This window comes from Mesorhizobium sp. J428, from assembly GCF_024699925.1.
GTDB lineage: Bacteria > Pseudomonadota > Alphaproteobacteria > Rhizobiales > Rhizobiaceae > Mesorhizobium_A.
Genome location: NZ_JAJOMX010000001.1, coordinates 2,638,740 through 2,664,131, shown reverse-complemented (window position 1 = coordinate 2,664,131; position 25,392 = coordinate 2,638,740). Strand labels below are relative to the sequence as shown.

Sequence of the window (25,392 nt, the reverse complement as noted above, 5' to 3'; positions counted from 1 at the left end):
CTTTCAGAAGAAAGGTTCGAGCTGTGTCGACCGCGCTTAAACGGGATATTTCGCCGGATACATCCACGGTTGCCGCCAAGGCCGTGACACGAGCCGCCGATCTGCTCGATGTTTCGGGCAGGGATCTCGCCGCGATCATTGGCGTGTCGGAGGCAAGCCTGTCGCGGATGAAACGCGGCGACGCCAGCTTCCGCCTCTCCGGCAAGCCCTACGAGCTGGCGCTGCTGTTCATCAGGCTCTATCGCTCGCTGGACGCCATCATGGGTGGGGACGATGCCGCCTCGCGCCACTGGCTGCGTGCCGAGAACCTCGCGCTGGGCGGACAGCCGCTGTCGCGCATCAGAAGCATAGACGGGCTCGCTCATGTCCTCGCCTATCTGGACGCCCGACGCGCTCCGGTCTGAGGCGAGGCCGCTCGGCGGCGATTGCTGGCGCCTCGTCGAGGCACAGCACCGCGTGTCGACGATGAAACTGGTCGACACGCTGGAAGAGCAGGCGCTGCTGGAAGAGGAACTGGAACGGACGAAGCCGCCAGGCCCGCCCGAATGTTCCGGCCTCCACTATCTCCTGTCCACGCCGTTCCGATACGGCCGCTATCCCGGAAGTTCTAGGTTCCGGCGCGAGGGCTATTCGCCGGGCGTCTATTACGCGGCCGAACACCCCGAAACCGCGGTGGCGGAGACCGTGTTCTACCGGCTGCTCTTCTTCGCCGAGAGCCCGACGACGCCCTTTCCGCGCAATCCGCTCGAATTCACCGGGTTCGAGGCGGCCTTCCGCGTCGACGCCGCGATCGACCTGACGGCGGCGCCCTTCTCCGCCGATGCAGCGCTCTGGACGCATCCGGCCGACTATTCGGCCTGCCTCGATCTGTCCGACGCCGCGCGCGCGGCCGGAATGACCGCGATCCGCTACGGATCGATCCGCGATCCGCACGGCAGGGCGAACCTCGCGCTCCTGTCCTGCCTCGCCTTCTCCGCACCGGCGCCTGCCCGATACGCCACGTGGCGCATCGGTTTCTCGGCACGGGAGGCGATCGCGCTGTGCGACCGCCCCGAGGCGCGCCTGTCGTTCCCGGTCACGCTCTTCGCCGCCGATCCGCGACTGGCGGTGCTGGCGACGCGATAGCCCTCACACCAGCGCGAACACGCGAGCCGGGCCGCCGGTGCCGCCCTTCACCTTCGGCGCGCCAACGACGATGGTCGCGCCCTTGGCGGGCAGGGCGTCGAGGTTGGCGATGCCCTCGATGCCGTAGCGGCCGGCAGGCAGCCAGGTGTTGTGGACGATGAAGTCGGGCGACTGGCCGAAGTCGAGCGACAGCGTGTCGACCGCGATCGCCTTGGTCGACCCTTCCAGCAACTGTTTGATCGCGTCGACGTGGAAACCTGGGAAATGCATCGTCTTGCCGTCCGCGCCAAGGTTGCGGAACTTGTCGGTGGCGACATGCGCCGACCAGCCCGAGTTCATCGCCACCACCGCGCCGTCCGGAATGGGCCCGTTTGCGTCGGTCCAGGCCTTGAGATCCTCGGGCGTCACCTGAGCGTCCGGGTTCTCGGCGGCCTTGGCCCTGATGTCGATGACGACGAGCGGCCCGACGAGGTCTTCCACCGGCAGTTCGGCCACCGACTTGCCGTCGGCGGTGAAATGCAGCGGCGCGTCGATATGGGTGCCGGTGTGCTCGCTCAGCCGCCACTCGAACAGGTTGAACGTGTCCTTGGCGTGGCTGAACTTCTGGTCCATCCAGAACTGCTGCGCGCCGAAATAGGTCGGGAATTTATCGTAGAGCTCGTGGGTCAGGTCATGCGCCTTGGCGGGCGCGGCGGACTGGGCAAACAGCGGCGCGGGAGCCGACGCGACGGCGGCGACAGCGCCGGCCCCGGCGATGCCGCGGAACAGGGCGCGGCGCGACAGCATGTTCGACTTGACGTTCTCCATGACGCAGGCGTGACACATATCGATAACTCCGAAGGTTATTGAGACCATTCAGAGTGCAGAGGAACGCGGTGTTCCGCAAGGGAAGTATGAGGCGCGGTTACCGCCTGCCGGAAAAAACGTTCTCGACATGCACCGGCCAGCGCCATGGCAGCACCGCCACCATGTCGAAGCGCACCGACAGGCGCGGGAAATCGCGCTGGCGCGACAGCCACATGTCGGCCGCGCCCTCGATGCGCCAGGCCGACTCGCGGCCGATCGCGTCCATCGCCTCCGCCAGCGTCGGCCGCGCCTTGACCTCGACGATAGCGATCAGGTCGCCGCGCCGGGCGATCAGGTCGATCTCGCCGAGCTTGGTGCGGTAGCGCCGCGCGACGATGCGGTAGCCCTTGGCCATCAGGGCGAGCGAGGCGAGGAATTCGCCGCGGAAGCCGAGGCGATAGGCGCGCAGGCGCTTGCGACGGCCGTCAGGCGCCACCGCCCTCGCCCTTGAGTTCGAGAAGCCTGCGGTAGAGGCCCGGCTTCGGTTGCCCGGTCAGCCGTGCCGCCTCGGCCGCCGCCTTCGAGGCCGGCATCTCGGCGGCGAGCGAGACGAGCAGCCGGTCGACGTCCCGCGCTTGCGCGGCCTCCTCCGCCGGCGGGCCGACACAGATTACCACCTCGCCTTTCGGCGCATCGACCGAGGCATAATGCGCCGCGAGGTCGGCGAGGCCGGCGCGGCGGAATTCCTCGAAGGTCTTGGTCAGCTCGCGCCCGACTACGGCGGAACGCTCGCCGAGCACCTCGGCCATCGCGGCAAGCGTATCGTCAAGCCGACGCGGCGATTCGAAGAAGATCAGTGTGGCGGGCACCGCCTTCAGCGTCTCCAGTCGCTGGCGGCGCTGGCCGTCCTTCACCGGCAGGAAGCCGGCAAACAGGAACGCATCCGACGGCAGGCCGCTGGCGGTCAGCGCGGCGAGCGGCGCCGAGGCGCCGGGGATCGGCACGACGCGGTGCCCCGCGCCGATCGCCTCGCCGACCAGCCGGTAGCCCGGATCGGAGACCAGCGGCGTGCCGGCGTCGGAGACCAGCGCCACGCTCTTGCCCTCGCCAAGGGCCGCGATCAGGCCGGGACCGGCCTCTGCCGCATTGTGCTCGTGGTAGGACACCGGCCGCTGGCGGATGCCGTAGCGCGAGAGCAGGTTACGGGTGACGCGCGTGTCCTCGCAGGCGAGCAGGTCGGCCGCGGCGAGCGTCTCCAGCGCCCGCAGCGTGATGTCGCCGAGGTTGCCGATCGGCGTCGCGACCAGATAGAGCGCCGGCTCCAGCGGGCGGGCGACGACCTCGCTCTCGCCGATAAGGAAGGTCCGGCGCGGCGTGGCTTCGGGAGATGTGTCGTGCCTGCTCATGCGCCGTGTGTCGCATGACCGTCCGGTCCAAGGGAAGAGCATCGCCACGCCCGCGCCACGATCGGGAACGAAAACCGATCAGGTGGATTTAGGCATCGGACATCGGGAGGCGAAGGATGGACGGCCTGCTCATACACGACAGCTACGAGCCCTATTATGCCGGGCGCGAGCGCCGGAAGGAGAAACCGCCGCAGCCGCCGGCCCAACGGCGCACCGAGACCCGGGACGCCGCGACTCAGCCAGCGACCCCGCTGCCGGCGAACCTGCCGAAGCCCTGGGAGCGGCTGCCCCGCCAATGAGCGCCGCGGCACGCTTTTCGGCGAAGATCGAGTATCTCGTCCACACGATGGACGCCGCGCAGGGCGCCCGGTCAACGGATGGCGACCAGGACGGCGCCGCCGGCGATCAGGGCTCCAGTTCGGCTGACCACCGCCGGCGCCGCGAAGGCGGCGGGCACGGGTCTAAGCTCCCGGAAACCAGGTTCAGCATCGCAAAGCGCTAATCGGTGCGCGCAAGATCGGCAACGAGAGCGTCGAGCACGATCATGCCGGTGGGCGTGGCACGCAGCCGGGAGTTGCCTAGGGATTCGACCAGCCCCTCGCCCTGCAGCACGGCGATGCGCTTCGAGGACAGCGGCTGGTCGGCCATGTCCTCGTAGCGGGCGAGATCGATGCCTTCGGCGAGCCGCAGGCCCATCATCAGGAACTCGTCGGCCTCCTCGCTCCGGTGGAGCACCTCGCCGCCTACCACGCCATGGCCGTTGGCCTCGACCAGATTGGCCCAGGTCTCCGGCATCTTCTCGGTGAAGGTGACGACGCGGCGGCCGTCCTCGACGAAACGCCCATGCGCGCCGGGACCGGCGCCCACATATTCGCCGTAGCGCCAGTAGACGAGGTTGTGGCGGCTTTCCGCGCCGTGCCTTGCATGGTTGGAGATCTCGTAGGCCGGCAGGCCGCGCTGGGCCGTCACCGACTGCGTCAGCGCATAGAGGTCCGCCGAAAGGTCGGGATCTGGCATGACGAACTTGCCGGCCGCGTGAAGCACGTGGAAGCGCGTGCCTTCCTCGATGGTGAGCTGGTAGAGCGACAGGTGGTCGGCCGCGAGGTCGATCGCCTCGCCCAGTTCACGCTGCCAGGCGTCGAGCGACTGGCCGGGGCGGGCATAGATCAGGTCGAAGGAAAGCCGCGGAAAGATGTCGCGCGCCAGCGCGATGGCACGCTTGGCCTCCGCCACGTCGTGCAGCCGACCGAGGAAGCGCAGGTCCGGATCGTTCAACGCCTGGACGCCGAGCGAGACGCGGTTGACGCCGGCGGCGCGGTAACCACGGAAGCGCCCGGCCTCGACCGAGGAGGGATTGGCCTCCAGCGTCACCTCGATGCCCTCCGGCACGGTCCAGAGGCCAGCCACCGCGTCGAGCAGCGCGCCGACCGTCTCAGGCTCCATCAGCGACGGCGTGCCGCCGCCGAGGAAAATCGACGTCACCTCGCGCGGTCCGGTGCGGACGCGGAAATGCTCCAGCTCGCGCCGAAAGGCCTGCGCGAACCGCGCCTGGTCGGGTGGCTGGTGGCGGACATGGCTGTTGAAGTCGCAATACGGGCACTTCGCCGCGCAGAACGGCCAGTGCAGGTAGACGCCGAAGCCGGGGTCGGTGAGGGGGTGCCGGCGCCGGTCACTTCAGCCCCAGTCTCGCCTCGGCGAACTTCTTGAAGGCGCGCGCCCGGTGCGAGGTGGCGGTTTCCATGCCGGGCTTCCAGCCGTGCTTTTCCTCGGCCGTCATCTCGCCGAAGGTACGCGAATGGCCCTCGGGCAGGAAGACCGGATCGTAGCCGAAGCCGCTGGTTCCGCGCGGCGGCCAGACCAGCGTGCCCTCGGCCTCGCCGCGAAAATACTCCGCCTCGCCGTCGGGGAAGCACAGGCAGATCACGGCGACGAAACGGCCGGTGCGCTGCGCCGGATCGCTCGCCCCGGCCTTCTGCAACGCATCCTCCGTCTTCTGCATCGCCATCATGAAGTCGCGCGTGCCGTCGGGCTTCGTCGCCCAGTCGGCGGTGTAGACGCCGGGGGCGCCGTCCAGCGCATCCACCACCAGGCCGGAATCGTCCGACATGGCCGGGAGGCCGGTGGCCTGCGCCGCGGCATGCGCCTTGATGTAGGCGTTCTCCTCGAAGGTCGTGCCGGTCTCCTCCGGCTCCGGCAGGCCGTATTCCTTGGCAGACCTCGCCTCCAGGCCGAACGGCGCCAGAAGGTCGGCGAATTCGGCCAGCTTGCCGGCATTGTGGCTGGCAACGACGATACGCTTGCCGAGATCCCTCATCAGAGCCCCCAGATGGACGGATTGGCGAATTCGAGCGAATTGCCCGACGGATCGCGGAAATAGATGGAGCGGCCGCCCTGCGGCCATTCGAACTCGGCCTCGATCGCCACGCCGGCCTCGGTCAGATGCGCCTTCCAGCGGTCGATTTCCGCTTCGGTCGCAGCGAAGCAGAGATGTCCTTCGCCCACGGTCCCATGCGGCGGCACCGGCAGGCGCGCATCGGGCGCCGGCGGATGCCGCGTCGCCTCGGCATTGAACAGAAGCACGACGCTCCCGCCGCATCTGAAGAAGGCGTGCCGGCCCTCGACCCTGCCCAGCGGCTCCAGCCCGAGCACCGCGCCGTAGAAGTGTTCGGCGGCGGCGAGGTCGGTGACGTAGAGGGCGGATTCGAGGACGGCGGCGGGTTTCATCGGTAGCTCCTTGCAGGAGCCTGGCGACGTGCTCCGTCACGCCCCCCTCTGTCCTGCCGGACATCTCCCCCACACGGGGGGAGATCGGCTAACCGCCGACGTCGTCCAACTCCCAATGCTGCAGAGGAAAGCGAAACCATCTGTGACGGCCGATCTCCCCCCTTGTGGGGGAGATGTCCGGCAGGACAGAGGGGGGCGCCGTGGAGCATCGACATCGCCGTCGGAAGCCTAAGCCACCGCCATCTTCTGCAGGTCGACCAACCGGGCAATACCCTTCTTCGCCAGCCCCATCAGCGCGGCAAATTCCTCCTCGGTGAAGGGAATCCCCTCCGCCGTGCCCTGGATCTCGACGATGCCGCCCTTGCCGGTCATGACGAAATTGGCGTCGGTGCCGGCGGAGGAGTCCTCCAGATAGTCGAGGTCGAGCACCGGCACGCCGTCATGGATGCCGCAGGAAATCGCCGCGACGTGGTCCTTCAGCACCTTGGACAGGTCGATCATCTTGCGCGCCGCCATCCAGGACAGGCAGTCGTGCAGCGCGACGAAGCCGCCGGTGATCGCCGCCGTGCGCGTGCCGCCGTCGGCCTGGATCACGTCGCAGTCGACCGTGATCTGCACCTCGCCCAGCGCCTGCAGGTCGATGACGGAGCGGAGCGAGCGGCCGATCAGGCGCTGGATCTCCATGGTGCGGCCGCCCTGCTTGCCGCTCGCCGCCTCGCGGCGCATGCGGTCGCCGGTCGAGCGCGGCAGCATGCCGTATTCGGCGGTGACCCAGCCCTTGCCGGCATTGCGCAGCCAGCCGGGCACCTTCTCCTCCAGGCTCGCGGTGCACAGGACATGCGTGTCGCCGAACTTGACGAGGCACGAGCCCTCGGCATGCTTGGAAATGCCGCGTTCGAAGGAAATGGCCCGCATCTCGTCGGGCTGGCGCTTGGAAGGACGCATGACTCGGTTCCGGTTGGCTGGAGAAGGGCGCTTGTAGACGCAGTCCGGGCGCGGGGCAACCGAAACGCCGGCTCGGTTGCGCGGGTCGCGCACCCGACTATATTCTTCTGCACAGAATCCAGCGCTCCGGTCCCATCCTCCGGCCATGACGAACCCCGTCTTCGATCAGAATCTCCAGTCGCTCGACGTCCGCTCCCGGGACATCTTCCGGGCGATCGTCGATTCCTACCTGCGCGACGGCGAGCCGCTCGGCTCGCGCAACCTGTCGCGCATGCTGCCGGCCTCGCTGTCGCCGGCGACCGTGCGCAACGTGATGAGCGACCTGGAACAGCTCGGCCTGATCTATGCGCCGCACATTTCGGCCGGCCGCCTGCCGACCCAGAAGGGCCTGCGCTTCTTCGTCGACGCCTTCATGGAGCTGGGCGACCTGTCCGAGGAAGAGCGGCGGACGATCGACGCGCAGGTGAAGGCCTCAGGTTCCGGATCGACGCTGGAGCAGATGCTGACCGAGGCGAGCCAGATGCTGTCGGGCATGTCGCGCGGCGCCGGCCTCGTGGTCGCGGCCAAGAACGAGGTGCCGCTGAAGCATCTCGAATTCATCCAGCTCGAGCCGACCCGGGCGCTCGCCGTGCTGGTGTCGCAGAACGGCGACGTGGAAAACCGCATCGTCGAGCTTCCGCCGGGCGTCACCACCTCGCAGCTCATGGAGGCGTCGAACTTCCTCAACGCGCATATCGTCGGGCGCACGCTGGCCGAGGCCCGCGCCGAGGTCGCCCGGCTCAAGGCGCAGACCAAGACGGCGCTCGACGCGCTGTCGCAGGACCTGGTCGACAAGGGTCTGGCCGTCTGGTCGGGCGGCGACGGCGGCCTGCCGGCGACGCTGATCGTGCGCGGCCGCGCCAACCTTTTGGAAAACGTCACCGCCGAGGCCGACATCCAGCTCCTGCGTCACCTGTTCGAGGATCTCGAGACCAAGGACGGGCTGATGCAGCTTCTCGACCTCGCCGAGGGCGGATCGGGCGTGCGCATCTTCATCGGCTCGGAGAACAAGCTGTTCTCGCTGTCCGGCTCGTCGCTGGTGGTCGCGCCCTATCGCGACAAGGACTCCCGCGTCGTCGGCGCGCTCGGCGTCATCGGGCCGACGCGGCTCAACTATGCCCGCATCGTGCCGATGGTGGACTATACCGCGCAAATGATCAGCCGGATGCTCAGGTGACAACCGCCAGCGATCTGCGGCAGGCCGCCCTTGCGCTCGACGGCACCACCGAGGCGCCGCATTTCGACCGCGCAGCCTTCAAGGTAAAGCGGATATATGTGACGCTCGCCGCCGATGGCGCCACCGCCAACTTTAAGTTCACGCCGGACGAGCAGGCACTGAAATGCGAGGTCGCGCCTGACGCCTTCGCGGCAGTGCCCAACGCCTGGGGTCGACAGGGCTGGACGACTGCGACGCTTTCGGCTCTTTCCGAGGCCGAACTTGCCGACGCCCTGCGGATGGCCTGGCGGCAGGCCGGAGCAAAAGCGCGCCGTCGTTAGCGGCATGCGCATCCAGCCTTGATTTTTCGACCGCAAGTATCGATATCGGGCACAACTCACGAACAGTTGATGCAGGACCGACGCGATGAGCGAGAAGCCCAACGACGACATGAACGACGAGCGCATCGAAGATGCCACGCCCGGCGAAAGTGGCCAGGGCAATGACGGCGACTATGAGGCGCTGGTGCGGCTGATGAAGGAGAACGAGGAGCTCAAGGACCGGGCGCTTCGCCTTGCAGCCGAGATGGAAAACCTGCGCCGCCGCACCCAGCGCGACGTGGCGGACGCGCGCACCTACGCGGTGACGAATTTCGCGCGCGACATGCTGACGGTGTCGGACAATCTGCGCCGCGCGCTCGATGCCGTGCCGGCCGAGGCGAAGGAAGCTGGCGACGCCGGCTTCAAGGCGCTGTTCGAAGGCGTCGACATCACCGAGCGCGCCATGCTCTCGGCGCTCGAACGGCACGGCGTGAAGAAGCTGGAGCCGCAGGGCGAACGCTTCGACCCCAATTTCCACCAGGCGATGTTCGAAGTGCCGAACCCCGACGTGCCGAACGGCACCGTGGTGCAGGTGGTTCAGTCGGGCTATTCGATCGGCGACCGCGTGCTGCGCCCCGCCATGGTCGGCATCGCCAAGGGCGGCCCCAAGGCTGCACCCGCACAGGCCGCGGAACCGGGCCCGGTGAACGAGCAGGCCGAGAAGGATGCGTGAGTAGGGGAACAAGGGAATAGGGGAGTAAGGCAGGAGGAAGTCGTTCCTGGCACCCGCGGAGACGTGCTATAAATGCGTCTTTAGTGCCCTACTGCCCTATTCCCTTACTCCCCTACTCCCTTAGTCCATGAACCCCATCCTCGCCTTCGACTACGCCGGCATCGCGGTTTTCGCCGCCACCGGCGCACTGGCGGCGTCGCGGAAGCAGCTCGACATCATCGGCTTCCTGTTCCTGGCCGGCGTGACGGGCGTCGGCGGGGGCATGTTCCGCGACCTGATCCTCGGCCTGACGCCGGTGTTCTGGGTCCGGGAACCGGGCTACATCCTCGTCTGCGCGGGCGTCGCTGTGCTGGTGTTCTTCACGGCCCATCTTTTCGAGAGCCGGTGGAAGCTTCTTCTTTGGCTGGATGCGGTCGGTCTGGCTGCTTATTGCGTGCTCGGCGCGCAGATCGGTCTGGTTACGACCGGCTCGCCGGCCGTCGCGATCGTTACCGGCGTCCTGACGGCGACCTTCGGCGGCATCCTGCGCGACCTGCTCGCCAACGAGCCTTCGGTGCTTTTGCGGCCGGAAATCTATGTCACCGCGGCCCTCGTCGGCGCGGCGATGCATACCGGGCTGATGCTTGCGGACCTGCCGCTGCTCGCCTCGGCACTGATCGCGGCGGCGGCCGCCTTCGTGGTGCGCGGCGGCGCGCTGAAGTTCAGCTGGACCTTTCCGCGCTACCGCACCCGGCCGGGACGGCGGCCGGAAGACATCCCTTGACCTTCGCCACACGGTTTTCGCATTTCTGACGCATTTCGACAGCAACGTTCACGTAACCGTTTTAACGGAACAATTATCGGTGAACGGCATTCTGCTGAAACGGTGATTCGATACAAACACGGCTGTTGTATCTGGGAACTGAAGCGTGAAACGTTGTGTGACCGCAATCCTGCTGCTCGCCGCGACGCCCGCCGTAGCGGCTGACGAGATTCCGGCCCCCTCGGCCGAGCGCTTCGCCAATGCGCAGACCTTCGACTGGAGCGGCTTCCGGCTCGGCGTGCAGGGTGGCTACGCCTGGGGCAGCCCGGGTGTCGTGGCCGGCGACGGCGCGATCGGCGGTATCCATGGCGGCTATGACTGGACGCTTGGCGACGCGGTCGCGGGTGTGGAAGGCTCGCTGTCCGCCGCCGACATCGAGATCGGCCCCGACAACCGACTGACCTCCGTCATCGATCTCAGGGCAAGGCTCGGCTATTCCTTCGACCGCGTGCTGGTCTACGGCACCGCCGGCGGCGCCTATGGCAGCACGAGCGCCGGCTTCGACGGCCGCGGCACGGCCGTGGGCGCAGGCCTCGATTTCGCGACGCTGCAGAACGCGATCTTCGGGCTGCAGTACCTGAAATACAAGTTCGAAGACCTGAACAACACCGGCAACTCGCTCGAGATCGACCTGATCGAAGGCAAGCTCACCTACAAGTTCTGAGAGCTCTGGCGAGTCAGCTGGTGGTGGTTTCGGAAACGGGTCCGTGAGCACCGGAAGCGCAGAAAGCGCCCTCAGATGGCCGTCAGAGCAGAACTTCCAGACAGTCTCTGATCGCTACGCCTGATCGGCATAGCGTTCCTTGTTGGTGCCGACCTTGCGCGAAAGGTCGGAAAAAGTCGTCCGTTCCGACGTTCCGCGGTTCGCGGCCTTCAAAAGACGGATAGGAAAGCAGATCGCGTCCCGGTTGGAGTGCGACAGGTCTTCCGTCATCCTTTCCTCGGAGGTGAGATCGGCTTCCGCCTTGCGCAGCGCGAGGTCGATTTCCTCGACCGACAGAAGGCCTTTTCTGACGAGCATCTCGTTGATGGACGCAACCGCCATCAGAAGACCCTGAAGCTGGAGATTGGCGACGTTCATTGGCGACCTCCCTGGGTGCGCTGCCATGCCGGCCCGCACCCATGAACTGCCGCAGCGGCCCGCCTTGTCAAGCCCTGCTCAGAGCAGCCCCGCCTCGACGGCCGCCTGGCGCAGGCTCTGGCGGGGGCGTGGGCCGACCTGCTGGATCACCAGCCCCGCCGCGAGAGAGCCGAGCTTGCCGCAATCCGCAAGCGAGCGGCCGCTCGTGTAGCCGAACAGGAAACCGGCGGCGTAGAGATCGCCCGCACCCGTCGTGTCAACCAGTTCGCCAATCTCGATTGCGTCCACCACGACGGTCTCGTCGCCGCGCACGACGACGGAGCCGAGCTCCGAGCGCGTCACGGCTGCGAGCTTGCAATCCTTGCGGATCGCCTCCAGCCCGGCCTCGAAGGACGACGTCTGGTAGAGCGCCTTCAGTTCGCTCTCGTTGGCGAAGACGATGTCGACCGTTCCCGAACGCATCAGGAAGAGGAACTCGTCGCGATAGCGGTCGACGCAGAAGGAATCGGACAGCGTCATCGACACTTCGCGGCCGGCGGCGTGCGCGTGCTTCGCGGTCAGCCGGATCGCGTCCTTGGCGCGGGGCGGGTCCCACAGATAGCCCTCGAAATAGGTGACCTTGGCGCCGGCCGCCTTGTCCTCCTCGACATCCTCGGGTCCAAGCTCCACGCAGGCGCCGAGATAGGTGTTCATCGAGCGCTCGCCGTCGGCGGTCACGAAGATCATGGAGCGCGCAGTGGGCGGCGGCGCATCGAGCGGCTTGGTGTCGAAGGCAACGCCCTGGGCGCGGATGTCGTGCGCGTAGATCTCGCCCAGCGCGTCCTTCGCCACCTTGCCGAAGAAGGCGGCCCTGCCACCGAAGCTCGCGACGCCGGCCGCCGTGTTGCCCGCGCTGCCGCCGGAGGCTTCGATCGCAGGCCCCATCCGGCTGTAGAGAAGTTCGGCGCGATCGGTATCGATCAGGTTCATCGCGCCCTTGATGATGGCATTGTCGACGAGAAAACTCTCCTCGCACCGCGCGATGATGTCCACGATCGCGTTGCCGATGCACAGCACGTCATACTGACTCATGAAGCGTCCCGCTCTTCGCGCCGTCCATCCACGGGGCGCCTGTCGACCACGGGTTTAGCGCGTGGATGACGGATTGCAAGCGCCTCGGACGACTCCGCCGGGCCTTCCGTTGCCATCCGAACGGTGCCCGCAAGGCAGCGGGTATCCAAGCCATAGAATTTCATTCTAGGTTCCGCGCGTTCTTGGGACGAAATTCTACAGAAGGGGCCCAGCGCGATCGTTCGCCTCTCGGATTTCGGCCTGCGAGAGACTATGGTGCTGCAAACCGCCTCAGGGAGAAAACGATGAACAAGCATGCGAGCGCCACGCACGTGCCGGGCCGCGGCAGGGTCTACAATTCCATCACCGAGACCATCGGCGACACGCCGATCGTGCGGCTCGACAAGTTCGCCAAGGAGAAGGGGATCGTCGCCAACCTGTTGGCGAAGCTCGAATTCTTCAACCCGATCGCCAGCGTCAAGGACCGTATCGGCGTGGCGATGATCGAGACTATGGAGGCCGACGGCCGCATCGTCCCCGGCAAGACGACGCTGGTCGAGCCGACCTCGGGCAATACCGGCATCGCGCTCGCCTTCGCCGCGGCCGCCAAGGGCTACCGGCTGATCCTGACCATGCCCGAGACGATGTCGATGGAGCGCCGCAAGATGCTTGCGCTGCTCGGCGCCGAGCTCGTGCTCACCGAAGGCGCCAAGGGCATGAAGGGCGCCATCGCCAAGGCCGAGGAGCTCGTGCAGACCATCCCCGGCGCGATCATCCCGCAGCAGTTCGAGAATCCGGCCAATCCGGAGATCCATCGCAAGACGACGGCCGAGGAGATCTGGAACGACACGCAGGGCGGCGTCGACATCCTGGTCGCCGGCATCGGCACCGGCGGAACCATCACCGGCGTCGGCCAGGTGCTCAAGGCGCGCAAGCCCGGCGTCCGCGTCGTCGCCGTCGAGCCGGAAGCCTCGCCCGTGCTCTCGGGCGGCCAGCCCGGCCCGCACAAGATCCAGGGCATTGGCGCCGGCTTCGCGCCGAAGATCCTCGACACCACGGTCTATGACGAGGTCGTCACCGTCTCCAACGAGGATTCCTTCGCCAATGCCCGCCTCGTCGCCCGGCTGGAAGGCGTGCCGGTGGGCATCTCCTCGGGCGCCGCGCTGCAGGCGGCAACCATAGTCGGCCGCCGGCCGGAAAATGCCGGCAAGAACATCGTCGTCATCATCCCCTCCTTCGCCGAGCGGTATCTGTCGACGGTCCTGTTCGACGGGCTCGGCTGACACGCCGGACTGCCCCATAGGCGCACGCCCAGATCCTCCTCCCCTTGTGGGGAGGGGTCGGGGGTATTGCGCCAGTAATGAGAGTCAATTGCCCCGCACCGAGCCGAAAATCACTTCCGGCTCACTTCGCCAGGTTCTGCTTCACCAGGTCGATCTTCTGGTCGACGAGCTGGATCAGCGGCGCGTAGCCTGCCGCCGCGAAGCCTTCCTTCGCCTGCTCGAACATGGCGAGCGCCTGGCGGTAGTCGGCCGCGCCGCCGCCCTGGGCGGCGAGCGACCAGTGCACGTCGCCGATATTGTTGAGCGCGAAGGCCCACTGCACCGGCTGCGTCTCGCGGGTGAAGACCTTGGTCGTCGCCTCGAACGCGGCCTTGGCCTCGAGCAGGAAGGCCGCATTCTGTTCGCGCGTGGCGAGGTTGAGCAGCGACATGCCGAGGCCGTTCTGCGCATTGGCCCAGTCCACCGGCGCATTCTCCGCGGTCAGGACCTCCAGCGCCGCGCGGCGCGCGGCCACGGCAGCGTGGAGATTGTCGGTCTTCTCTTCCGTCGCGGCGAGGAACTGCATCGCGTCGCCCATGCTCGACGTCGCCAGCGCCCACTGCATCGGCGCGCGCTCGCGGGTGTATTCGCGCAGCGCCAGGTCATAGGCCTCGATCGCCTCGCGGTAATATTTTGGGTCGCCCGACACCACCGCCATCAGCCGCAGCGTGTTGCCGGCATTGTTCTCAGTCATCGCCCAGTCTGACGGAAAATCCTTGCGTTTGTAGACGCGCCGCGCCGCCTGGAAGGCGTCCAGCGATTTCTGCAGTGCGGACAGGTCCTGGGTGCGCTGGCCGATGGTCTGCCACGAGGAGCCGAGATTGTTCTGCACCGACGCCCAGTCGAGCGGCGTCTTCTGGCGGTCGAAGATGGTCAGCGCGTTCTCGTAGGCCCCGCGCGCTTCCTCGATACTCGCCGTGCCGAGCTCGTGGCGGCCGAGCGCGGTGTAGGAATTGCCGAGATTGAGCTGGCTGCTGGCCCACTGCAGCGGCCAGGTCTCCTTGGTGCGCACGGTCATGGCCGCCTTGAAGGCCTCGGCCGCCTGTTTCGCCGGCTCCGGATCGTTGCGCGCGAGCGAGAGCGCGTTCAGCGTATTGCCGAGATTGTTCTGCACCAGCGCCCAGTCGACAGGTGCGGAATCGCGCGTCAGCACCTCCAGCGCGGCGCGATAGGACGCCTCCGCCTCGACCAGCCCCGCCACGTCGCCAGTGGGCTGCGAGAGCTGGAACAGCGCGATGCCGATATTGTTATGCGACGACGCCCAGTCCAGCGGAACCTTGTCGCGCGAACGCTTCTCCAGCGCTGCGCGATAGGCGGCGACGGCATCGCGCGTCATGGCCAGGTCGCCAGATCGCCCGCCCATGGCGAGCAGGATGTTGCCGATATTGTTCTGCGCGGCGGCCCAGTTGGTGTCGTCGCCCTCGGCCTTGAAGATCTCCATCGCTTCGCGGAACGTGTCGAGCGCGCGTTTGAGCGTCTCGGTGCCTTCCTCACGCTCGCCGATCGTGTTCAGCACCACCGCCATGTTGTTGCGGGTAATCGCCCAGTCCCGGCCCTTCTCGCCGTTGGGCAGCATGTCGAGCCGCCTGGTAGGCGGTCAGCGCGCCGTCGAGAGCCGCGCGGTCGCCGGTGGCAGCACCTTGGCCGCGCAGTGCCTCCGCCTCAAGGTTCTTGTAATTCCAGGCCAGCCGGTCGTCCCATTTCTCGACGAGGTCGAAGGCTTTGGCATAATCGGCCGCCGCAGCGCGGAAATCGAAGACGAGAGCCGATGCGTCGGCGCGCTTGGCGTAGATCGCGGCGTCGGCGAGGCGCTTTTCCTTCACCTGGTCTTCCAGCGCGTCGACCGCGGCGCTCCCCGCCTCTACCTTCGCCACCGCGTCGTCGAGAAAGCGCCGTGCCGCGACGATCGCGCCCTCGCCGATGGCGCGGTCGGCCGCGTTGGCGAGCGCCAGCAGTTCGGGATCGTCGGTATGCAGCGCCGCGCGCTCCGACAGCATCGACTTCAGCCGGCCGGCCTGAGCGTCGAGCAGCTTGCCCAGTTCCTCCGGATTGCCGGGCGTCTGCTCCTCGCCCAGCGCGCGCAGCACGCCGTAGAGCGAATCGAGCTTGACGCCCTCGCGCAGCGCGACCTGCTCGACCTGGACGCGCTCGAAGTCGGGCAGGTCGGCCATGGTGAGCAGCAGTTGCCGCCGCTCGCCGGTGATCGTGGCGTCGATGCCCTCGGGTTCCTCCGGCGCGAGGCCGAAATAGAGCAGGCGCCTGAGGCTCTCGTTCATCCACGGCCGCTGCTTCGCGCCGGTGGCGAGATAGACCTCCTCCGTCACCATGCGCATGACCTGGCCGAACTCCAGCCCCTTCATCGCCGCGAGATGGCGGATCAGCGCGGCCGCATAGGGGCTGTTGGCGCCCGGCTCGCCGTCGAGCGCCGGCTGGCCGGGTTCGGCCGCGAAGCCGATCACCATGCCGAGATTGTCGTTGGCAGGCGTCTGCGCCTTGAAGCCGGTGACACCGCGCACCGCGCCGAGACCTCCGGCGGAGACGGGTTCGGCCGAGCCGGTCGGCGTGCGCTTCAGCGTCGCGTCCGGCGGGAACGGGTTGGTGCGGCAGGCGTCGAGCAGGACGATCGTCACCGGCACGGACTTCTTCAGCTCCTCGACGATCGAGGCCAGCGAGATGAAGGACTCCTCCGCCGACTCCAGCGCCGCCGGGCCGGCGTCGACCGGGACCAGCCAGTTGTCGCCGGCGGCCTCGATGCCGTGTCCCGAATAATAGAGCAGCGCCACGTCCGCCTCCGCGGCGTCCTCGACGAAGCGCTCGATGTCGCGCCGCAGCCGGCTGGCGTCCCGGTCCGTGACGCCGCGCGCATCGAAGCCGAGATCGGTCAGCAGCTTCACCATCTCGCGCGCATCGTTGGCCGGGTTGGGCAGAGGCGCGATGTTCTCGTAGGCCGACTGCCCGATGACCAGCGCCACGCCGTTCAGGCTCTTCGGCTCCTGCGCCAGCGCCGGCCGCGCGACAAGCGCCACCGCTGCGCCAAGCAGAGCGAGGCACAACGCAAATCTCAACCAGGTTTGGGCTAGGTACGCTGCTCGCATCGGCCCGGAAAACATTTCGTCGTCCGGACATCCGGACGGTTCGGCGGTAGCATGGCGGCGTATCGAAACTGTGTCGTGTGCGCGCTCACTCGCCGAACGTCTTGATGTAGGCGATGACGTCGAGCCGGTCCTTTTCCTCCTTGAGACCGGCAAACGCCATCTTGTTGCCGGGCAGCTTCTTGCGCGGCTCCGCCAGATACTCGTCGAGATTGGCCTCGTCCCAGACCAGGCCGTGCTCTCCGGCTTCCTTCATCACCTTCGAGTAGCCGGACGCCTTGGCGGCAAATTCCGGCTCGGTTCCCGCGGTGCGGCCGATCACGCCGTTGAGGGTCGGGCCGATCGGCTTCTTCGCATCGCCAATGCCGTGGCAGACGGCGCAGCGGGCAAAGATCTTCTTGCCCGCCTCGGTATCCTGGGCGTTCGCCCCGCCGGCAGACAGGATGAAAGCAAGCGCGGCAAGGGTGGAGGCAACGAGGCGAGGCATGAACAACTCCGGATGGCTTTCTGGCTGGCCGGATCAGAATGCCGCTCTGCGCCCGAGGTCAAGGCCGCAGGCGGATCAGCGTCAAGGAAGGATTGCCGCGCCGTCCATCAAAGCGAGGTGCGCAGGACGTAGCCGGGCGGATGGACTAGGCGGACGAGGGTGACCGGCGCCTTGCCGATGAAGGTCGCGCGCTCGGCGACGAACACGGCCTCGCCTTCCGGCAGGCCGAGGATTTCGGCCTCGGAGCGCGAAGCGCGGGCGGCGCGGAAGGAGAAGTCGGCCTGCGAAAAGGGCGAATTGCGGACGAGCCATTCGTTCGGGCTGATTCCGGCGAAGCTCTCCTCCAGGGCGCCGGGCACCGCCGCCGGATTGATCCAGCGGTCCTCGAACTGGAACGGCGCGCCGTCGGCGAGATGCAGGCAGCGCAGGTGGAGGAGCTCGCCCTCGACGCCGAGGCGGGCGCGGACGAGATCCGGCGCGCGCTCCATCCCGCGCGACAAGAGCGCATAGCGGTATTCCGCGCCCTCCGCCTCGATCTCCTGCCGCACCAGCGGGATGACGAAGCGCGCCTCGCGCACCGGGTGCAGCGAGACGCGCGTGCCGGCCTTGCGCTTGCGCTCGACCACGCCGGCGCGGGCGAGTTCCTGCAGCGCGCGGTTGACGGTCGCACGCGCCGAGCCGAATTCGCGCGCCAGCTCCTCCTCGGCGGGAATGGTCGCGCCTGGCTCCCATTCGCGCGCGGCGATGCGGCGTTCCATCTCTTCCTTGATCGCCCGGAAGGTGGCCATCAGAAACGCTCCAGTATCGATGCCAGGCAGGCCCGGTAGCGCGAGGCGATCGCCTCGCGCGCGACGTGCCGGCCGCCCCTGACCCTGTGCCGCCCCGCCGACCAGAGGTCTGACACGGCGGCATTGCCGGCCGAGAAGACCCATGCATCGAGCGCGGCCTGCTCGCCAAGAGGCGCATAGCCTGCCGCGTCGAGATCGAGTGCGACGAGGTCCGCCCAGCGGCCTGTTTCGATCGCGCCCGTGTCGCGGCCGAGCGCCCTTGCGCCGCCGGCAAGTGCGCCGCGGTAGAGCACATCGCCCGCCGACTGGCCGGGATCGGCCAGCACCACGCGCAGCCGGTCGCGCAGGCGCTGCGAATACTCGAGCTGGCGCAGTTCCTCGGACGCCGAGATGCGGATGTTGGAATCGGAGCCGACGCCGAAGAAGCCCCCGGCGGAGAGATAGCGCCGGCCATCGAAAATTCCGTCGCCGAGATTGGCCTCGGTGACCGGGCACAGGCCTGCGACGGCGCCGCTGCGCGCCAGGCCCTCGGTCTCCGCCGGCGTCATATGGGTGCAATGGACCAGGCACCAGCGCGCGGAAACGTCGTGCTCGAACAGAAGCCACTCGACCGGCCGGACACCGAAGACCGCGCGGGTCTCCTCCAGCTCCTTCTCCTGCTCGGCGATGTGCATATGCAGCGGGCGGTCGGGCGCAATCGCCGCAAGATGGCGCAGATCGTCGCGCGAGACCGCGCGCAGCGAATGCGGCGCGACGCCCCAACCCGCGTCGGCAGGCAGGCCGGCCGCGATCTGCGGCATCCGGGCTGCGAGCGCCTCGAAGGAGGCGAGGTCGTTGCGGAAGCGCATTTGTCCGCCGGCAAGCGGCCGGCCGTCGACGCCGCCCTGCGCGTAGTGCACCGGCAGCAGCGTCAGGCCGATACCGGTCTCCGCCGCGGCCGCCGCGATGCGCTGCGACAGTTCCGCCGGGTTGTCGTAGCCCGCCCCGCCCGGACGATTGTGCAGGTAGTGGAACTCGGCCACGGCCGAGAAGCCCGCCTCCTGCATCTCCATGAAGGCGAAGGCGGCGATCGCCTCGATCTCGTCGGGCGTCAGCACGTCGAGGAAGCGGTACATCACCTCGCGCCAGGTCCAGAAGGAATCGTGCTGCGACGGCCCGCGCGTCTCGGTCAGTCCCGCCATGGCGCGCTGGAAGGTGTGGCTGTGCAGGTTGGACAGCGCCGGCAGCAGGACGTCGACGCTCGACGCACCGGACGGCCTCGAAGCAGCTTCGACGACATCGGCGATCCGTCCGCTCCCGTCGACCGAGACCGCCACGTCGTGACCCCAGCCCCTTGCCAGCAATGCCCGCCGCGCGAAAATCGTCTGCATCGACAAACCACCCGTTGACTCTTTATGTCTATACATAATAGCAATATGCGCAGACATTAAAAGCGAATTCCGATGAGCCGTCGCCTTCTCGACAATCTGCGCATCGCCACCATGGCCGGGCCGCACGGCTGGGGCATGGTCGACGGCGCGATCGGAATCGAGGACGGGCGGATCGCTTTCGTCGGCGCCGCGCCTGCCGGCTGGCAGGGCGTGGAGCGCGAGGACTTCGCCGGCCGCCTTGCCACGCCGGCGCTGATCGATTGCCACACCCACCTCGTCTTCGGCGGCAACCGCGCGCGCGAATTCGAGATGCGGCTGGAAGGCGCGAGCTACGAGGAGATCGCACGCGCCGGCGGCGGCATCGTCTCGAGCGTCACGCAGACGCGCGCATTGAGCGAGGACGAGCTGGTCGCCCAGGCGCTGCCGCGCCTCGACGCACTGCTGGCCGAGGGCGTCGCCACGGTCGAGATCAAGTCGGGTTACGGGCTGACCATAGCCGACGAACTGAAGATGCTGCGCGCCGCACGCCGGCTCGGCGGCCTGCGGCCCGTGCGCGTCGTCACCTCCTGGCTCGCCGCGCATGCCGTGCCCGCCGAATACAAGGGCCGCGCTGAGGCCTATCTCGACGAGGTCGCGCTGCCGGGGCTCGAAGCCGCCCAAGCCGAAGGCATCGTCGACGCCGTCGACGGCTTCTGCGAGGGCATCGCCTTCTCGCCGGCCCAGATCGCCCGCGTCTTCGACAGGGCGCGCGCGCTCGGCCTGCCGGTGAAGCTGCACGCGGAGCAATTGTCCAATCTCGGTGGGGCCCGGCTCGCCGCCTCCTATGGCGCGCTGTCGGCCGACCATCTGGAGCATCTCGACGCCGCGGGCGTCGCGGCAATGGCCGCGGCCGGCACCGTCGCGGTGCTTCTGCCCGGCGCCTACTATTTCCTGCGCGAGACGCAGGCGCCGCCGGTGAAGCTGCTGCGCGAGGCGGGCGTGCCGATCGCGCTCGCCACCGATTGCAACCCCGGCACCTCGCCGCTCACCTCCGTTCTCACCACGATGAACATGGGCTGTACCCTGTTCCGGCTGACGCCGCAGGAGGCGCTGGCCGGCTTCACCCGCAACGCCGCCCGCGCGCTCGGCCTATCCGGCGACATCGGCACGCTGGAGCCTGGCAAGCGCGCCGAGATCGCCATCTGGAACGCCGCCGAACCGGCAGAGCTCACTTACAGGATCGGGTTCAACCCGCTGTTCCGGAAGATTGCGTGATGTCCCCTCACCCGGCCTCCGCTTCGCTCGGCCACCCTCTCCCCGAGGGGAGAGGAGGCGATCCACTGCCTCCGCCACGTCCTTGGTGGGGAAGGAGCACGGACGTCTGCAGGCCTCCTCTCCCCTTGGGGAGAGGGTGGCCGAGCGAAGCGGAGGCCGGGTGAGGGGGACGGACCTATCAGGAAAGGCGCATTACGCATGATCACCCTCCACCCCGGCGCGGTTCCCCTCTCCGACCTTGAAACCATCTACCGCAGCGGCGCCCCCGCCCGGCTGGACGACGCCTTCCGCCCCGGTATCGCGAAGGCCGCTGCCCGCATAGCGGAGATCGCGGGCGGCGGGGATGCCGTCTACGGGGTCAATACCGGCTTCGGAAAGCTCGCCTCGGTGCGCATTCCGCCGTCCGACCTCGCGACCCTGCAGCGCAACCTGATCCTGTCGCACTGCTGCGGCGTCGGCGCCCCGCTCGCCCCGGACATCGTCCGGCTGATCATGGCGCTGAAGCTGATCTCGCTCGGCCGCGGCGCATCGGGCGTGCGGCCGGTGGTGGTCGAGCTGATCGAGGCGATGCTGGCCAAGGGCGTGATTCCGGTGATCCCCGAGAAGGGCTCGGTCGGCGCATCCGGCGACCTCGCACCGCTGGCGCATATGACGGCGGTGATGATCGGCGAGGGAGAAGCCTTCTTTGCCGGCGACCGGATGAGCGGCAAGGCCGCGCTTGACAGGGCCGGCCTTGCCGCGATCGTGCTCTCGGCCAAGGAAGGGCTGGCGCTGATCAACGGCACCCAGGTGTCGACAGCACTTGCGCTTGCCGGCCTGTTCCGCGCACATCGCGCGGCCAATGCGGCGCTGATCACCGGCGCGCTGTCCACCGATGCTGCGATGGGCTCGTCCGCGCCTTTCGTCGAGGAAATCCACACGCTGCGCGGCCATCGCGGCCAGATCGAGACGGCAGCGGCGCTGCGCGCGCTGATGGCCGGCTCCGAGATTCGCGACAGCCATCTGGAGGGTGACGAGCGCGTGCAGGATCCCTACTGCATACGCTGCCAGCCGCAGGTCGACGGCGCCTGCCTCGACCTCTTGCGCATGGCCGCGACGACGCTGGAGACCGAGGCGAATGCCGTCACCGACAATCCGCTGGTTCTCTCCGACGGCCGGGTCGTCTCCGGCGGCAATTTCCACGCCGAACCGGTGGCCTTCGCCGCCGACCAGATCGCCATCGCCGTCTGCGAGATCGGCGCGATCGCGCAGCGCCGCGTGGCGCTGCTAGTCGACCCGAAGCTCTCCTACGGCCTGCCGCCCTTCCTGGCCAAGAACGCGGGCCTCAACTCCGGCATGATGATCGCCGAGGTTACATCAGCTGCACTGATGAGCGAGAACAAGCAGATGGCCCATCCGGCCTCCGTCGACTCCACGCCGACCTCCGCCGACCAGGAGGACCACGTGTCGATGGCCTGCCACGGCGCCCGGCGGCTGCTGCAGATGACCGACAATTTAGCCGGCATCATCGGCATCGAAGCGGTGGTGGCAGCGCAGGGACTCGATTTCCGCGCGCCGCTGACGACAAGCATCGAGCTGGCTGCTGCACACCGGACGATCCGCTGCGTCGTGCCGACGCTGGAGGTCGACCGCTTCATGGCCGGCGACCTGGAGGCAGGTGCCGAACTGGTGAAGAGCGGCGCGCTGAATGCGAGCGTCAGCGCGCGCATATTGCCGGGACTGACATGACGCCGCGCCCCCTCCACCACTACGTGGTCCCCCTCCCCCGTAAACGGGGGAGGATTAAGGTCGTGCCGGCGGTGCCGTCGATCCTCCCCTGCGAAGCGGGGGAGGGGGACCACGCGAAGCGTGGTGGAGGGGGCACGCCTTGATGACCCCCTTCGAACTCCACCCCGGCTCCTCCCCCGTCATCCTCGCCTTCCCGCACACGGGAACCGAGGTGCCATCCTCGATCGCCGCCCGCCTCAACGCTGAAGGGACAAAACTCCGCGACACCGACTGGCACATCCACGAGCTCTATGGCGGCCTGCTGCCCGACGCGACGACGGTGCGCGCGACGTTCCATCGCTATGTGATCGACGCCAACCGCGATCCGTCCGGCCAAAGCCTCTATCCCGGCCAGAACACGACCGGCCTGGTGCCGCTGACGGATTTCGACAATCAGCCGCTCTGGAACGACGCACCGGCCGAGGCGGAGATCGCGGAGCGGCTGGCCGACTTCCACCGGCCCTACCACGCCGCGCTTTCCGCCGAGATCTCGCGCGTGAAAGCCCTGCACGGCATCGCGGTGGTTTACGACTGCCACTCCATCCGCTCGCGCTGCCCGTTCCTGTTCGACGGCGTCCTGCCGGATTTCAACATCGGCACCGACAACGGCAACACCTGCGCACCGGAGATCGAACGCGCCGTGGCCGAGATTTGCGCACGAGCCGTCGGCTACACATCCGTCCTCAACGGCCGCTTCCGCGGCGGCTGGACGACGCGGCACTACGGCAGGCCAGAAACTGGCGTCCACGCGATCCAGATGGAGCTGGCGCAGATCACGCACCTCGCCGCCGAGGAGCTCCCCTTCGCCCTCGACCCAGGCAAGGCGCGGCGGCTGCGCACCGTGCTCGCCGACATCCTCACCCAGATCGAACGTATCGCCTACGAACTCGGAGGCCGCACATGACCAATCCCCGCCACAATATCCGCGAGGTCCGCGCCCCGCACGGTCCGGAGCTTTCGGCCAAAAGCTGGATGACCGAAGCGCCGATGCGCATGCTGATGAACAATCTCGACCCGGGCGTCGCGGAAAACCCGAACGAGTTGGTCGTCTATGGCGGCATCGGCCGCGCGGCGCGCACCTGGGCCGACTTCGACGCCATCGTCGCGACGCTGAAGACACTGACCGAGGAAGAAACGCTGCTGGTGCAGTCGGGCAAGCCGGTCGGCGTCTTCCGCACCCACAAGGACGCGCCACGGGTGCTGATCGCCAATTCCAACCTTGTGCCCCACTGGGCGACCTGGGACCATTTCAACGAGCTGGATAAGAAGGGGCTGGCCATGTACGGCCAGATGACCGCCGGCTCGTGGATCTACATCGGCACGCAAGGCATCGTGCAGGGCACCTACGAGACCTTCGTCGAGGCCGGCCGCCAGCACTATGGCGGCAGCCTGAAAGGTAAGTGGATACTGACGGCAGGACTCGGCGGCATGGGTGGCGCGCAGCCGCTCGCCGCCGTCATGGCCGGCGCGTCCTGCCTCGCCATCGAATGCGACGAGACCCGCATCGACTTCCGGCTCCGCACCCGCTACGTCGACGAGAAGGCGACGACGCTGGACGACGCGCTGGCGATGATCGACCGCTGGACGAAGGCCGGTGAGGCGAAGTCGGTCGGCCTGCTGGGCAACGCCGCCGACATCGTGCCGGAGCTCTACCGGCGCGGAATTCGCCCCGATATGCTGACCGACCAGACCTCGGCGCACGATCCGCTCAATGGCTACCTGCCCAAAGGCTGGACTGTCGCTGAGTGGCGCGATGCGCGGGAGACGGATCCCAAGCGTGTCGAAAAAGCCGCCCGCGCCTCCATGCGCGAGCATGTCGAGGCGATGGTCGCCTTCTGGAACGACGGCGTGCCGACGCTCGACTACGGCAACAACATCCGCCAGGTCGCCAAGGACGAAGGCTTCGAGAACGCCTTCGCCTTCCCAGGGTTCGTGCCGGCTTACATTCGCCCGCTGTTCTGCCGCGGCATCGGCCCGTTCCGCTGGGCAGCCCTGTCGGGCGATCCCGAGGACATCTACAGGACCGACGCCAAGGTCAAGGAGCTGACGCCCGGCAACACGCATCTGCACAACTGGCTCGACATGGCGCGCGAGCGCATTGCCTTCCAGGGGCTGCCCGCGCGCATCTGCTGGGTCGGCCTGGGTGACAGGCACCGGCTCGGCCTCGCCTTCAACGAAATGGTGGCGAAGGGCGAGCTGAAGGCCCCGGTCGTCATCGGCCGCGACCACCTCGATTCCGGCTCCGTCGCCTCGCCCAACCGCGAGACGGAGGCGATGAAGGACGGCTCCGATGCCGTGTCCGACTGGCCGTTGCTCAACGCGCTGCTCAACACCGCGTCCGGTGCCACATGGGTGTCGCTGCACCATGGCGGCGGCGTCGGCATGGGCTATTCGCAGCATGCCGGCATGGTCATCTGTGCCGACGGCACGGCCGACGCGGCGCGCCGGCTGGAAAGGGTGCTGTGGAACGACCCGGCGACGGGCGTCATGCGCCACGCGGACGCCGGCTACGACATCGCCATCGACTGCGCGAAGGACAAGGGCCTCAGGCTGCCCGGCATCCTCGGCAACTGATGCGCATCATCCGCGCCGCCGACCACCGCGTCGTGCCGTGGAAAAACGGCGGCGGCCTGACGCGCGAGGTCATGGTCGAGCCGGACCCCGCCAATCCCACGCAGTTCCTTTGGCGCATCAGCATCGCGACGGTGGCCGAAGCCGGCCCGTTCTCGCGCTTCCCGGGCATCGACCGCAGCATCGCGGTGCTGGACGGCGCAGGCATGCGGCTCGATGTCGACGGGGAGCTCATGGTGCTGACGCCGGACGATGCACCGTTCCGGTTCCCCGGAGAGGCGGTGGTCCGGTCGGAGCTGCTCGCGGGCGAGACCACGGACCTCAACGTCATGACCCGGCGCGACGCGTTTAGCCACCGCATGACGCGGATGCGGTGCGATGGACTGGTCGTCGTGCAGGGCGCCGGCGACACGAACGTGCTCCTGCTGAACGGCCCGGTCACAGTCGTCGGCGCCCCCCTCCATCGCTTCGACGCCCTGGTCGCCCTCAGCCGTGGGGAGAAGATCAGGGTACAGGCCAATCACTCTTGCGACATCTTCCTGATCGAGATCGAGCCGGTCGCGACGTAGGCGAG

Annotated in this window: 29 protein-coding genes; 15 read left to right on the top strand and 14 right to left on the bottom strand. The window is 67.9% G+C overall.

The window, feature by feature from the left end; all coding sequences use genetic code 11:
- The first annotated feature begins 23 nt into the window (after positions 1 to 23).
- Together LRS09_RS13445 and LRS09_RS13440 are read left to right on the top strand one after the other, a co-directional pair.
- A complete protein-coding gene (locus LRS09_RS13445; protein WP_308240299.1) occupies positions 24 to 404 on the top strand; it encodes an MbcA/ParS/Xre antitoxin family protein in 381 nt (126 codons plus the stop codon).
- On the top strand, positions 364 to 1,125 hold the full coding sequence (locus tag LRS09_RS13440) for an RES family NAD+ phosphorylase (RefSeq protein WP_257807272.1): 762 nt from the start codon (positions 364 to 366) through the stop codon (positions 1,123 to 1,125). Before LRS09_RS13445 ends, LRS09_RS13440 begins: the two co-directional genes overlap by 41 nt.
- 3 nt (positions 1,126 to 1,128) lie before the next feature.
- On the opposite strand, the gene LRS09_RS13435 is transcribed toward LRS09_RS13440, so the two are convergent.
- From LRS09_RS13435 to rsmI, 3 genes are all read right to left on the bottom strand, one after another.
- The gene (locus LRS09_RS13435) at positions 1,129 to 1,950 is read right to left on the bottom strand and encodes a cyclase family protein (protein WP_257807271.1); all 822 of its coding nucleotides are present in this window, start codon (positions 1,948 to 1,950) and stop codon (positions 1,129 to 1,131) included.
- 79 nt (positions 1,951 to 2,029) lie between these two features.
- Complete coding sequence (locus LRS09_RS13430; RefSeq protein WP_257807270.1) at positions 2,030 to 2,407, bottom strand: YraN family protein; 378 nt, start codon at positions 2,405 to 2,407, stop codon at positions 2,030 to 2,032.
- Positions 2,397 to 3,317, bottom strand: a complete 921-nt coding sequence (rsmI, locus tag LRS09_RS13425) for a 16S rRNA (cytidine(1402)-2'-O)-methyltransferase (RefSeq protein WP_257807269.1) — start codon at positions 3,315 to 3,317, stop codon at positions 2,397 to 2,399. Before rsmI ends, LRS09_RS13430 begins: the two co-directional genes overlap by 11 nt.
- A 116-nt stretch (positions 3,318 to 3,433) precedes the next feature.
- On the opposite strand from rsmI, the gene LRS09_RS13420 reads away from it, so the two are divergent.
- The gene (locus tag LRS09_RS13420; RefSeq protein WP_257807268.1) at positions 3,434 to 3,616 is read left to right on the top strand and encodes a hypothetical protein; all 183 of its coding nucleotides are present in this window, start codon (positions 3,434 to 3,436) and stop codon (positions 3,614 to 3,616) included.
- Entirely contained in the window at positions 3,613 to 3,819 is a 207-nt protein-coding gene (locus LRS09_RS13415; RefSeq protein ID WP_257807267.1) for a hypothetical protein, read from the top strand. The genes LRS09_RS13420 and LRS09_RS13415 overlap by 4 nt, the downstream gene beginning before the upstream one ends.
- Here LRS09_RS13415 and hemW read toward each other — a convergent pair.
- The 4 genes from hemW to rph all read right to left on the bottom strand — a co-directional run bounded on the left by hemW (position 3,816) and on the right by rph (position 6,986).
- A complete protein-coding gene (gene hemW / locus LRS09_RS13410) occupies positions 3,816 to 4,943 on the bottom strand; it encodes a radical SAM family heme chaperone HemW (RefSeq protein WP_257810185.1) in 1,128 nt (375 codons plus the stop codon). The genes LRS09_RS13415 and hemW overlap by 4 nt on opposite strands.
- A gap of 43 nt (positions 4,944 to 4,986) precedes the next feature.
- Positions 4,987 to 5,631 (bottom strand): RdgB/HAM1 family non-canonical purine NTP pyrophosphatase, encoded by a 645-nt coding sequence (gene rdgB, locus LRS09_RS13405; RefSeq protein ID WP_257807266.1) that lies wholly within the window; start codon positions 5,629 to 5,631, stop codon positions 4,987 to 4,989.
- Complete coding sequence (locus tag LRS09_RS13400) at positions 5,631 to 6,041, bottom strand: VOC family protein (RefSeq protein ID WP_257807265.1); 411 nt, start codon at positions 6,039 to 6,041, stop codon at positions 5,631 to 5,633. The genes rdgB and LRS09_RS13400 overlap by 1 nt, the downstream gene beginning before the upstream one ends.
- Before the next feature lie 228 nt (positions 6,042 to 6,269).
- On the bottom strand, positions 6,270 to 6,986 hold the full coding sequence (gene rph, locus LRS09_RS13395) for a ribonuclease PH (protein ID WP_257807264.1): 717 nt from the start codon (positions 6,984 to 6,986) through the stop codon (positions 6,270 to 6,272).
- 145 nt (positions 6,987 to 7,131) lie between these two features.
- Between rph and hrcA the strand changes: the two genes are divergently transcribed.
- From hrcA to LRS09_RS13370, 5 genes are all read left to right on the top strand, one after another.
- On the top strand, positions 7,132 to 8,202 hold the full coding sequence (gene hrcA, locus LRS09_RS13390; RefSeq protein ID WP_085463505.1) for a heat-inducible transcriptional repressor HrcA: 1,071 nt from the start codon (positions 7,132 to 7,134) through the stop codon (positions 8,200 to 8,202).
- Positions 8,199 to 8,522, top strand: coding sequence for an MmcQ/YjbR family DNA-binding protein (locus LRS09_RS13385; protein WP_257807263.1), 324 nt, complete (start codon positions 8,199 to 8,201; stop codon positions 8,520 to 8,522). Before hrcA ends, LRS09_RS13385 begins: the two co-directional genes overlap by 4 nt.
- A gap of 85 nt (positions 8,523 to 8,607) precedes the next feature.
- Complete coding sequence (gene grpE, locus LRS09_RS13380) at positions 8,608 to 9,234, top strand: nucleotide exchange factor GrpE (RefSeq protein ID WP_257807262.1); 627 nt, start codon at positions 8,608 to 8,610, stop codon at positions 9,232 to 9,234.
- A 127-nt stretch (positions 9,235 to 9,361) separates the two neighbouring features.
- Positions 9,362 to 9,997 carry a trimeric intracellular cation channel family protein gene (locus tag LRS09_RS13375; RefSeq protein ID WP_257807261.1) on the top strand — a complete coding sequence of 212 codons (636 nt, stop codon included), beginning with the start codon at positions 9,362 to 9,364 and terminating at the stop codon, positions 9,995 to 9,997.
- 157 nt (positions 9,998 to 10,154) lie between these two features.
- Positions 10,155 to 10,700 (top strand): outer membrane protein, encoded by a 546-nt coding sequence (locus LRS09_RS13370; RefSeq protein WP_257807260.1) that lies wholly within the window; start codon positions 10,155 to 10,157, stop codon positions 10,698 to 10,700.
- Positions 10,701 to 10,814: 114 nt separating this feature from the next.
- Here LRS09_RS13370 and LRS09_RS13365 read toward each other — a convergent pair whose 3' ends face one another.
- Positions 10,815 to 11,117 (bottom strand): hypothetical protein, encoded by a 303-nt coding sequence (locus LRS09_RS13365; RefSeq protein WP_257807259.1) that lies wholly within the window; start codon positions 11,115 to 11,117, stop codon positions 10,815 to 10,817.
- A gap of 78 nt (positions 11,118 to 11,195) precedes the next feature.
- Entirely contained in the window at positions 11,196 to 12,188 is a 993-nt protein-coding gene (locus LRS09_RS13360; RefSeq protein WP_257807258.1) for an adenosine kinase, read from the bottom strand.
- Positions 12,189 to 12,472: 284 nt separating this feature from the next.
- On the opposite strand from LRS09_RS13360, the gene cysK reads away from it, so the two are divergent.
- Positions 12,473 to 13,450 (top strand): cysteine synthase A, encoded by a 978-nt coding sequence (gene cysK, locus LRS09_RS13355; RefSeq protein WP_257807257.1) that lies wholly within the window; start codon positions 12,473 to 12,475, stop codon positions 13,448 to 13,450.
- 121 nt (positions 13,451 to 13,571) lie between these two features.
- Here cysK and LRS09_RS13350 read toward each other — a convergent pair whose 3' ends face one another.
- The 5 genes from LRS09_RS13350 to LRS09_RS13330 all read right to left on the bottom strand — a co-directional run bounded on the left by LRS09_RS13350 (position 13,572) and on the right by LRS09_RS13330 (position 19,226).
- Positions 13,572 to 15,065 (bottom strand): tetratricopeptide repeat protein, encoded by a 1,494-nt coding sequence (locus LRS09_RS13350; protein ID WP_257807256.1) that lies wholly within the window; start codon positions 15,063 to 15,065, stop codon positions 13,572 to 13,574.
- Positions 14,980 to 16,542: a caspase domain-containing protein gene (locus LRS09_RS13345; protein WP_257807255.1), complete on the bottom strand. Its 1,563-nt coding sequence runs from the start codon at positions 16,540 to 16,542 to the stop codon at positions 14,980 to 14,982. The genes LRS09_RS13350 and LRS09_RS13345 overlap by 86 nt, the downstream gene beginning before the upstream one ends.
- A gap of 127 nt (positions 16,543 to 16,669) precedes the next feature.
- Positions 16,670 to 17,068, bottom strand: a complete 399-nt coding sequence (locus LRS09_RS13340) for a cytochrome c family protein (protein WP_257807254.1) — start codon at positions 17,066 to 17,068, stop codon at positions 16,670 to 16,672.
- Between the two features lie 107 nt (positions 17,069 to 17,175).
- Entirely contained in the window at positions 17,176 to 17,856 is a 681-nt protein-coding gene (locus tag LRS09_RS13335; RefSeq protein WP_257807253.1) for a GntR family transcriptional regulator, read from the bottom strand.
- On the bottom strand, positions 17,856 to 19,226 hold the full coding sequence (locus LRS09_RS13330; protein ID WP_257807252.1) for a formimidoylglutamate deiminase: 1,371 nt from the start codon (positions 19,224 to 19,226) through the stop codon (positions 17,856 to 17,858). The genes LRS09_RS13335 and LRS09_RS13330 overlap by 1 nt, the downstream gene beginning before the upstream one ends.
- Before the next feature lie 72 nt (positions 19,227 to 19,298).
- Between LRS09_RS13330 and hutI the strand changes: the two genes are divergently transcribed.
- The 5 genes from hutI (at position 19,299) to LRS09_RS13305 (ending at position 25,387) form a co-directional block, all read left to right on the top strand.
- Positions 19,299 to 20,480, top strand: a complete 1,182-nt coding sequence (gene hutI, locus LRS09_RS13325) for an imidazolonepropionase (RefSeq protein WP_257807251.1) — start codon at positions 19,299 to 19,301, stop codon at positions 20,478 to 20,480.
- A gap of 198 nt (positions 20,481 to 20,678) precedes the next feature.
- Positions 20,679 to 22,208 carry a histidine ammonia-lyase gene (hutH, locus tag LRS09_RS13320; protein WP_257807250.1) on the top strand — a complete coding sequence of 510 codons (1,530 nt, stop codon included), beginning with the start codon at positions 20,679 to 20,681 and terminating at the stop codon, positions 22,206 to 22,208.
- A 142-nt stretch (positions 22,209 to 22,350) separates the two neighbouring features.
- A complete protein-coding gene (gene hutG, locus LRS09_RS13315; RefSeq protein ID WP_257807249.1) occupies positions 22,351 to 23,151 on the top strand; it encodes an N-formylglutamate deformylase in 801 nt (266 codons plus the stop codon).
- On the top strand, positions 23,148 to 24,821 hold the full coding sequence (gene hutU, locus LRS09_RS13310) for a urocanate hydratase (protein ID WP_257807248.1): 1,674 nt from the start codon (positions 23,148 to 23,150) through the stop codon (positions 24,819 to 24,821). Before hutG ends, hutU begins: the two co-directional genes overlap by 4 nt.
- Complete coding sequence (locus tag LRS09_RS13305) at positions 24,821 to 25,387, top strand: HutD family protein (RefSeq protein WP_257807247.1); 567 nt, start codon at positions 24,821 to 24,823, stop codon at positions 25,385 to 25,387. The genes hutU and LRS09_RS13305 overlap by 1 nt, the downstream gene beginning before the upstream one ends.
- Positions 25,388 to 25,392: the final 5 nt, after the last annotated feature.